This is a genomic window from Sphingobacterium sp. UBA1498 (genome assembly GCF_002325125.1).
Lineage (GTDB): Bacteria > Bacteroidota > Bacteroidia > Sphingobacteriales > Sphingobacteriaceae > Sphingobacterium.
In genome coordinates this window covers 58,150-67,940 of record NZ_DCRG01000014.1, presented here as the reverse complement: position 1 = coordinate 67,940, position 9,791 = coordinate 58,150, and the positions used below count along the sequence as shown (strand labels likewise).

The window sequence follows — 9,791 nt, the reverse complement described above, 5'->3', positions numbered from 1 at the left end:
TAGAAAAGAAATTAAATTAATAACATAAAGAGATGCAAGGATTATTAATCGGTCTAATCATATTGGCTAGTATTATTTTAGCGTTTTTGGTTTTAATCCAAAATCCAAAAGGAGGAGGTTTGTCATCTGGTTTTTCGGGTGGAACGAATCTTATGGGTGTAAAACGTACAGGTGACATTTTGGAAAAAGGTACTTGGATCATGGTTATTGCCATCATGGTATTTAGCTTGGGTGTAAATATTATTGGAACATCGCCAAGCACATCCAAAGGAGGATTGGGGGGGCAAATTGAAGCGCCTGCTCAGCAAGGTCCATTGAACTTAGGTACTGGACAAAATCCTGCTGGTGCTCCTGCTGGACAAGAGCAAACAGCTCCGGCTCAATCTCAGGAAAAAGTACCGGCGACAGCGCCTACCACGAAACCAGCGGAAGAGGCTAAAAAATAGTTGTCAATAAAAAATTATACGCCCTGTTTGTGAAAGCAAACGGGGCTTTTTGTTTTCTGTATTTTTTAGACGTTGTTGTCAATGAATGGATCGTGAAGGTTTTGCTAAGCGGATTAAGCGTATTAAATCAAATGGATATTGGGTAAGCAGAAGTAAGACTGGCAGACATAAAATGACAGTGTGACAGCAAAATGAATTTTTGTCGATTGGGATGTTAACTTTTGTGTGAAAAATTGTCTTAAAAGCCCTTCCAATTACAATTGGCATAAAAGATGATGTGCTTATAGCGATTATAACATAAAAATAAATTCAAAACAGATAAAAAGTAAATTAATTATGGCATTAAGTATCAAACCTATCGGAGACAGAGTAGTAGTAGAAGCTGCTCCAGCAGAAGAAAAAACAGCTTCAGGGTTGTATATCCCCGATACAGCAAAAGAAAAACCATCTCAAGGTACAGTAGTTGCTGTAGGTACAGGTAAAGTTGACGAACCGTTAACTGTGAAAGTTGGTGACAAAGTATTATACGGAAAATACGCAGGTACTGAAATTACTTACGAAGGAAAAGAGTACTTAATTATGCGTGAGTCTGATATTTACGCGGTCATCTAATTCATACAAACGATTATTTAAAAAAGAGCTTACTGGCTCGGTTAAAAATTCAAGTTTATTTTAGTGGAGCTGTAAATTTGGATGTTAAAAGATAAAACCGGTTTGCGGTTTAGTATACTATCTTAATTACACTTCTTGAAATACTTAATACTTATAAAAAATGGCAAAACAAGTAAAATATAACGTTGAGGCTCGTGAAGCCCTTAAAAAAGGTGTAGATACTTTAGCAAATGCAGTTAAAGTAACATTAGGTCCTAAAGGACGTAACGTAATTATTGAAAAGAAATTTGGTGCTCCAGTAATTACTAAAGATGGTGTCTCGGTAGCGAAGGAAATCGAATTGAAAGACGCTTTAGAAAATATGGGTGCGCAAATGGTAAAAGAAGTAGCTTCCAAAACAGCTGATCAAGCGGGTGATGGTACCACTACTGCTACAGTATTAGCGCAAGCAATCGTTGCTCCAGGTATCAAATCTGTGGCTGCTGGTGCTAACCCAATGGATCTAAAACGTGGTATTGACAAAGCGGTTGCTACTGTAGTTGCCAACTTGAAATCACAATCTCAAGAAGTTGGTCAAGATAACAATAAAATCAAACAAGTTGCTACAATTTCAGCTAACAATGACGAAGTAATTGGTTCGTTAATTGCACAAGCAATGGAAAAAGTAGGTAATGATGGTGTTATCACTGTAGAAGAGGCTAAAGGTACTGAAACAGAAGTTAAAACTGTCGAAGGTATGCAATTTGACCGCGGTTATTTGTCACCATATTTTGTGACAAATTCCGATAAGATGGAAGCAGAATTGGATAATCCATATATTTTGATCTATGACAAGAAAATCAGCAACATGAAAGAATTGCTGCCTATCTTGGAGAAACAAGTTCAAACGGGCAAACCTTTATTGATCATTGCTGAAGATCTAGATGGTGAGGCTTTGGCGACCTTGGTGGTTAATAAAATCCGTGGTTCTTTGAAAGTTGCAGCTGTCAAAGCTCCAGGTTTCGGCGACCGTCGTAAAGCCATGTTGGAAGATATTGCGATCTTAACTGGTGGTACGGTGATTTCAGAAGAAAGAGGTTTCAAATTAGAAAATGCTGAATTATCTTACTTAGGTCAAGCTGAGAAAGTTCAGGTTGATAAAGATAATACAACCATCATCAATGGTTCTGGAAATGTGGAAGATATCAAAGCACGTGTTGCACAAATCCGTTCACAAATTGAAACAACAACTTCAGACTACGATCGTGAAAAACTACAAGAGCGTTTGGCTAAATTGTCTGGTGGTGTAGCTGTATTGTATGTAGGTGCAACTACTGAAGTTGAGATGAAAGAGAAAAAAGACCGTGTTGATGATGCTTTGCATGCAACTCGCGCTGCTGTTGAAGAAGGTATTATCGCTGGTGGTGGTGTTGCATTTATCCGTGCTACTGAAGCTTTGTTAGATCTAAAAGGTGAAAATGAAGATGAGCAAATTGGTATTGATATCATCAAACGTGCGATTGAGGAGCCGTTACGTCAGATCTGTAACAATGCAGGTATTGAAGGTGCAGTAATTGTTCAAAAAGTAAAAGAAGGAACTGCAGATTTTGGTTACAATGCGCGTACAGACCGTTATGAAAACTTAATTGCTGCTGGTGTAATTGATCCAACTAAAGTATCTCGTGTAGCGCTAGAAAATGCTGCTTCAGTTGCTTCAATGCTATTGACTACTGAGTGTGTTTTAGCCGACGAAGCTGAAGAAAACCCTGTAGGTGCTGGTGCTCCTCCAATGGGTGGTGGTATGGGTGGCATGATGTAAGATCATCCACTTTAAAAAAAATACGGGCTCTTTTGGATTTCCAAAAGAGCCCGTATTTTTTTGACCTTAGTAACCCTTTGCCGTATCGTCTCCACGCGGATCGGCTCCGGTCTGTAATTTACCGTCCGGTAATACCACGATATTCTCCACACGACCGATTGCCCCCCTCTGATTTATCGTATAGCCATCTTTTGCCAATTGATTACGCAGGTTGGCATCAATGGCATTATGCTCGACATCGACACGATCAGGAAGCCATTGATGATGAAATCTTGGCAAGCTAACAGCTGCCTGTGCGTTCTTTCTGAAGTCGATGACGTTTAGAATAGTCTGAAAAACAGACGTAATAATCGTCGATCCTCCTGGGGTGCCGACAACCATAAATAGCTTGCCATTTTTTTCTACAATAGTAGGTGTCATCGAACTGAGCATTCTTTTACCTGGCTGAATCTCATTTGCCTTTTCACCTGTCAAACCGTACATGTTAGGTACGCCGGCTTTCACCGAAAAATCGTCCATTTCATTGTTTAATAGGAAGCCTGCACCGGCTACAAATACGCCCGATCCATACGAATCATTAAGTGTTGTTGTAATGGATACTGCACTCCCTTGCTCGTCTACAATATTGAAATGCGTCGTTTGTTCACTTTCATAACCCGGAATGACATCTGCATTGACATCTTTGCTTGATGTCGCTTTATGGAAATTGACTGAATGGAGTTTATGCGCATTTGAGCTTGAGTCAATAAGCTGTTCGACAGGTACCTTAACAAAATCAGGATCCCCAAGATACTTCGCTCTATTGGCATAGACATAGCGTTCGGCCTCCACCATAACACGAATAGTTGAATCGGTCTGAAAACCCCAACGTTGTAGCGGAAACTGCTCAACGGATTTGAGTAGGGCTAAAAGAGAAGTTCCTCCACTAGACGGTGGCGGCATCGAAATGACTTTATATCCTCGATAGTTTGTATGAATTGGACTGCGCCAAATTGCTTGGTATTCCAAGAGGTCTTGGTGCGTAATAATTCCTTTTCCTTGACTCATTTCAGCGACTAGTAAGTTTGCTGTTTTCCCTTTATAGAAGCCGTCTCGACCATCCTCTGCAATTCTTTCCAGTGTTTTTGCAAGTTCCTCTTGAAGAAATAGATCTCCCGATTTCCATGAGGTCGTTTTGATAATCGCCGCACCAGAAGGGTTTAGCCTGACAAAACGATCTTTATGGCTTTCAAACTCATTGGCTTGTCTTTGACTGATTTTAAAACCCATTCTGGCTAGCTGGATTGCGGGGAGTAGGAGATCTTTCCACTGTAATTTACCATACTTTTTGTGTGCTTCCCACATACCCGCGACAGAGCCGGGAATACCTGATGCTAATTGACTATACAGGCTCAGCTCTGGAACAACATTACCTTGCGCATCAAGATACATATCTCGTGTTGCTTTTAGAGGAGCTTTCTCGCGAAAGTCCAGCGCATCTAATTGGCCATTATGATCACGATAGAGCATAAAGCCGCCGCCGCCAATATTTCCGGCATTTGGATAAACCACTGCAAGGGCAAATTGTACGGCAACTGCAGCATCTATTGCATTTCCACCTTGTTTTAAGATCTTTACACCAATTTCTGAAGCCAAAGGGTGAGCAGTTACTACTGCCGCCTTATTAAATGTACTGGGTTGCTCAACGCTGGAATTTAGCCGCTGCTTTGTTGTACAAGAAGCAATGAACACGCTAGCTATGAGCGAATAGGTTATGAATTTATGCATCGTATCCGATTTACAATTTTAAATAGCATCTCAGGGAGTTGTAGAAATCATCTTATTAAGTCATTATTTGAGCTTCGTGTTATTTTTATGCCGGTCGGCATCCCGAATTGATTTCTTTTGAAGATTTTGCTCCAGGGCTTCCGTCAAGTCGATGCCAGTTTGATTGGCAAGGCACATCAAAACGAATAATACATCAGCCATCTCATCTGCTAAATTAACTTCTTTATCAGATTTTTTGAACGATTGTTCCCCATATTGCCTTGCCATAATGCGTGCAACTTCACCAACTTCTTCCATCAGTATGGCTGTATTTGTCAATTCGTTGAAATAACGTACTCCGGTACTATTGATCCATTTGTCAATAACTAACTGTGCTTCTTTAATAGTCATCTTGTGTTCAATTAAAAATTAAAAGTTGTCCTTATCTTTTGTGTCCATGACGATGGTAACTGGACCATCATTCAGTAGGTCAATTTTCATATCGGCTCCGAATATGCCAAGCTGAACCTCTTTTTGGAGCAATTGACTTAGCAGTAAAGCCATCTCTTCATACATTGGTTTGGCTTTATCCGGTTTTGCTGCTCTGATAAAGGAAGGTCTGTTGCCTTTTTTTGTTTGGGCAAAGAGCGTGAATTGTGAGACGAGTAAGATATTTCCGTCTACATCTTGTATCGACTTATTCATCATACCCTGTTCATCCTCGAAGATGCGTAAGTTGATGAATTTCTGTCCTAACCATTTCAGATCTTCCGTTGTATCTGCTTCTTCAACTCCTAATAAAATCATTAGACCCTTCTGGATCTGGCCTGTAATCTGATTATTTACTGTACAAGAAGCCTTGGTAACTCGTTGTATAACTGCGCGCATAATGAAAAGTATAAAACCAAAGGTAAAAATTCCCATTGTCAAACGCGATCAGAAATTCAATTTTATCCACCATATAAAAAGAAATCTCTCTTTTTTCCTTCGGAGAAAAGAGAGATTTCTTTTAGAAGTGTTTGTTCCGAGAACATCTTCAGTGCGGTTTGTCCGATGTTATCGGCTTTGGGATGAGCAAGTTCTTCTAAAAATATGCTAGAATTTGAAGTTAAGGCCCAATAGGAAATTCGTTGGTGCTTGTGGGAAATAAAAATTATAGTACTTTCGGCTATCACCTTCCATCCCGCCAAAAGTGTAGCCATTGGCCTCATACTTCTCGTTCAATATGTTGTTGACCTGTAATGTTGCACTGATGTTTTTAAAGCCCAATGCTGTCAAGCTATAGTTTGCCAAAAGATTGTTGACAAAATAAGCGGAAATGCTTCTTTCTTTTGTAGATGAATTATCCAGGTATTGTCTAGCCACATATTTGGATAAAAGTGAAAATGTAAGTGATGTTATAGGGCTATAAGAGAAATTACTTGATAAAATAGTTCCTGGAGACAATGCGATGTCCGTCTTTGCGTAAAAGATTTTTATATCAGGGGCGACTCCATATATATCTTTTACAATCTCTTCAAAGTTTTTGATTTTATTTTGGCTAAAACTCGCAGTTGCTTTCCAATTAAGCTGCTTATTGATGTTCCATGAGCCATCGAACTCGATGCCGATCCGATAGCTATTGTTGACATTTTGGCGAATCGGAGAACCTGTATCGCTGATTTCACCTGTTGGGATCAACTGATCCTTGTAAAACATGCCATATCCATTTAATCCGATGTTGAATTTTTCGTTTGCAAATCGGTAACCAAATTCTATATCCTGCATTTTCTCCGGTGTTGGATCAGGTAAACTGCTGTTTTTTTCTATAAAATCTTTGCGAACAGGCTCTTTATGCGCAAAGGCATAGGAAGCATACACATTTGAATAATCATTTATGAGATAAGTTGCGCCTGCTTTTGGGTTTAAGAAATTGAATTTTGGGTGATAGTTATAGTTTTTGACTTTATCGTCATCGCCATACATGTGATAGTCGACATTTCTATATTGGACATCGGCCATTAGAATCCACTGGTCCAATTTGTAATCGATCTTTAGGAAATTACTGAAATCATTTTTTTGTGATTTTCCGAAGTAGTAGTTGTCATCCAGAAATCCTGTTGAGGCATATTGTGCCCAGATGACTTGACCATAATGCTTCCCTCTGTATTGATTGTAGGCTCCACCCCAGGTAATCTCCAGCTGATCGTTGGCTTTATAATTGAGGGAGTAGGTCAGGCCATAAAAATAGTTGTCCAACCATCTTCTGCGGACTAGATCTGTTTTTTGTATGGTATCTTTTCCGATAATTACATCGGGCAGGCCATATTTACTCAATTTATCGCCAGGTCTCATTTCTTCATAATAGCCATAACCTCTGGTATAATGGAGTGCGGTATTGAGTGTTAACTTGTCGCTCAGGATATTGGTATAATGAAGCTGATGATGTTTTTGCGTATAATTATCAGTTTGGTTTTTATAGGTGTACAGGTTATAGTTTCGACCGGCATTCATAAACCGATCTTTTTCAGCTCCTGCTATTTCGAGCGCGTTATCGGCATAGTCATCCATACGTGACCGATCTCCAGTAATTAACGGTTCGGGAACGCCATTCCAGGCCTGATATGTTTTTTCTTTTCCCCAGAATACAATTCCTTTTAGGATGTGTTTCTTACCATAATAACCGCCATCCACATAGAAAGATTGTAGGTCTGAACTTCCTCTTTCAATATAACCATCGCTACTGATTCGGGATAATCTGGCATTGAATGCAAATTTGTCATTTATTAGTCCAGTGCCCATTTTCACTGTGTTTTTCCAGGTATTGTAAGAACCAAAAGAATTATTAAGTTCTGCATAGGGATTTTCGGCCAGTGTATTGGATTGAATATTTAATGAGGCTCCAAATGATCCGGCCCCGTTTGTTGAGGTGCCAATGCCACGTTGAACTTGGATGCTCTCTGTGGAAGATGCAAAGTCAGGAAGATTGACAAAAAATGAGCCCATGCTCTCCGCGTCATTTAGTGGAATGCCATTTAATGTTACGTTGATTCGTTGATTATCTGATCCGCGGATGGTCATCCCAGTATAACCGATGCCGGCTCCGGCATCTGAATTTACCTGTACCGACGGTGTTTGGTTAAGAAGAAAAGGGATATCCTGTCCGAGGTTGTTTTTTGTAATTTCCTCTTTTGAGATGTTTTTGAAGGTTGTAGGAGCATTTCTTTTCGCACGTGTGGATTGGACAAGTACCTCTTCCATTTGTATGGTAGTGGGTTCTAATTCGACCAGTAGTTCCATATTATCTTTTACGTTTACAGTGCGGATCCATGTTTTATATCCAACAGAGGAAATCTGTATATGATGTTGCCCGGTATTGAGATGATGGAGCTTAATGATTCCATGGTTGTCTGACTGACCATGGAAAGAAGCTTGGCCATCGATGGATACGGAAACGTTTTGTAAAGGGTTTTGGTTGGTCTTATCTACAGTTTTAATTGTCAGATTTTGCTGCGCAATGGCAATTTGGGTCGAAATAGTAGCTAAAGAGCTACAAATCAAAAATTTGATCATGGTAATGTATTTTGTTTGAGTTAAACAAATCATAGCAAGGGGTTACTATGATCGCACTATTTAACTAACCTCTCCCTACGCCAGCATTATCTGGATCAGGTGCACAGAATTTAATCTGTTGGGTATAATCTCAGCCTGTATTTGTGTTCCTGACAAAACAAGGCACCCCTATTTGATGCTGCGAATATATAGATTAAAAATTGAAATGTTATATAAAGAAGTATTTTATGACAAATTAAACAAGGAAGATGTTTGTTGTTATTTCTTTTTGGTTAATATTTTATGTAAATTGTTGTTTTTGGTATATATTGTTCTTTTTAGGTACCTTGGCATGAATTTTTCTACTAGTGGTATGTATTCATACAGGTCAAAATTTTAGTTACTAAATTGATAGTGAGGAGATAAAATGTTAAAATATTTAAGCGCTAATTATATTCTACCGATTAGCTCGATGCCGATAAAAGATGGTATTGTTGCGGTAGATGAGGAGGGGGTAATTCAAGGTATCTTTGACCCAACGTCATTTACACCTATGGATAATGGTCAGGTCGAGAAATACGAAGGGGTTATAATTCCGGGTTTTATCAATGCACATTGCCACATTGAATTGTCGCATATGCGAGGTATTGTTGCCAAAGGTACAGGTCTTCCGAGCTTTTTGAGTAAGGTGATGACAACGCGTTCGGCTTCGATGAAGGAAATAGATGAAGCGATGGCAAAAGCCGACAGAGAGATGTACGAAAATGGTATTGTCGCAGTCGGTGATCATGCTAATACGGATAATTCTTCAAAATTGAAAGAGGATTCTGAAATCCTGTATCACACGTTTGTAGAGGTGATCGGAATTGAGCCAGACGAAGCTGATTTTAAGTTGAAGGAAGCGAAATCATTGATCCAAGAGTTTAGGAATGGTCATGTATCTATCACGCCACATGCTCCCTATTCTTGCTCTAAGGTACTTTTTAAAAAATTCAAGAAAATCGTTCCGGAAACAAACATTATCAGTATTCATAATCAGGAAAGCGAGGAAGAGAATAAGTTGTTCCGTTATAAAATGGGCGAATTTTTAGACTTTTATAAAAGTATCGGAAAAAATGCAGATACGATAAAAGCGCAGGCAAGAAACTCAATTCAATCTTATTTGCCTTATTTGCCTTACCCGAATAAATTGTTGTTGGTTCATAATACCTATACGTCTTTAAAAGATCTTGATTTTGTTGAGCGTATGAATCGTGACGTCACATGGTGTTTATGTCCGAAAGCTAACCTTTATATTGAGGGGGTTTTACCTAAAGTTCAGAATTTTTTAAATGCAGGACAACGTATTGTGATCGGAACCGATAGTTTAGCTTCCAACGATACACTGTCCATTCTGGAGGAACTAAAGGTGTTACATGCACACTTCGAGGATCTTGATTTCTTACAAACTATACAATGGGCCACGATTAATGGTGCTATTGCGTTAAATATTCAGGACGAATTTGGATCATTGGAGATCGGTAAAAAGCCAGGTGTTGTGTTGCTTCAGGGGATGGAACATATGCGCTTGACTGATGATGTCAAGGTAAAACGCTTAGCCTAGTATTTTATTCCCCAAACTTCTGTACTTTTGTTTTTAATGAACAACCCATGACTAT

At 39.2% G+C, this 9,791-nt stretch carries 8 protein-coding genes; 4 read left to right on the top strand and 4 right to left on the bottom strand.

What is annotated here, in order from left to right:
* The first annotated feature begins 32 nt into the window (after window positions 1–32).
* The 3 genes from secG to groL all read left to right on the top strand — a co-directional run bounded on the left by secG (window position 33) and on the right by groL (window position 2,856).
* A complete protein-coding gene (secG, locus tag B3139_RS09130) occupies window positions 33–446 on the top strand; it encodes a preprotein translocase subunit SecG (RefSeq protein ID WP_209577578.1) in 414 nt (137 codons plus the stop codon).
* A gap of 336 nt (window positions 447–782) precedes the next feature.
* Entirely contained in the window at window positions 783–1,058 is a 276-nt protein-coding gene (locus B3139_RS09125; protein ID WP_028070710.1) for a co-chaperone GroES, read from the top strand.
* A 160-nt stretch (window positions 1,059–1,218) separates the two neighbouring features.
* Window positions 1,219–2,856, top strand: a complete 1,638-nt coding sequence (groL, locus tag B3139_RS09120) for a chaperonin GroEL (RefSeq protein WP_209577580.1) — start codon at window positions 1,219–1,221, stop codon at window positions 2,854–2,856.
* Window positions 2,857–2,922: 66 nt separating this feature from the next.
* Here groL and ggt read toward each other — a convergent pair whose 3' ends face one another.
* The 4 genes from ggt to B3139_RS09100 all read right to left on the bottom strand — a co-directional run bounded on the left by ggt (window position 2,923) and on the right by B3139_RS09100 (window position 8,154).
* A complete protein-coding gene (ggt, locus tag B3139_RS09115) occupies window positions 2,923–4,623 on the bottom strand; it encodes a gamma-glutamyltransferase (RefSeq protein ID WP_293882114.1) in 1,701 nt (566 codons plus the stop codon).
* Window positions 4,624–4,686: 63 nt separating this feature from the next.
* Window positions 4,687–5,013: a nucleotide pyrophosphohydrolase gene (locus tag B3139_RS09110; RefSeq protein WP_209577584.1), complete on the bottom strand. Its 327-nt coding sequence runs from the start codon at window positions 5,011–5,013 to the stop codon at window positions 4,687–4,689.
* A gap of 18 nt (window positions 5,014–5,031) precedes the next feature.
* The gene (gene dtd / locus B3139_RS09105) at window positions 5,032–5,490 is read right to left on the bottom strand and encodes a D-aminoacyl-tRNA deacylase (protein ID WP_293882108.1); all 459 of its coding nucleotides are present in this window, start codon (window positions 5,488–5,490) and stop codon (window positions 5,032–5,034) included.
* Between the two features lie 207 nt (window positions 5,491–5,697).
* Window positions 5,698–8,154, bottom strand: a complete 2,457-nt coding sequence (locus B3139_RS09100) for a TonB-dependent receptor (protein WP_293882106.1) — start codon at window positions 8,152–8,154, stop codon at window positions 5,698–5,700.
* Window positions 8,155–8,560: 406 nt separating this feature from the next.
* Here B3139_RS09100 and B3139_RS09095 point away from each other — a divergent pair, with 406 nt between their 5' ends.
* Entirely contained in the window at window positions 8,561–9,736 is a 1,176-nt protein-coding gene (locus B3139_RS09095) for an amidohydrolase family protein (RefSeq protein ID WP_293882104.1), read from the top strand.
* The last annotated feature ends 55 nt before the right edge of the window (window positions 9,737–9,791 follow it).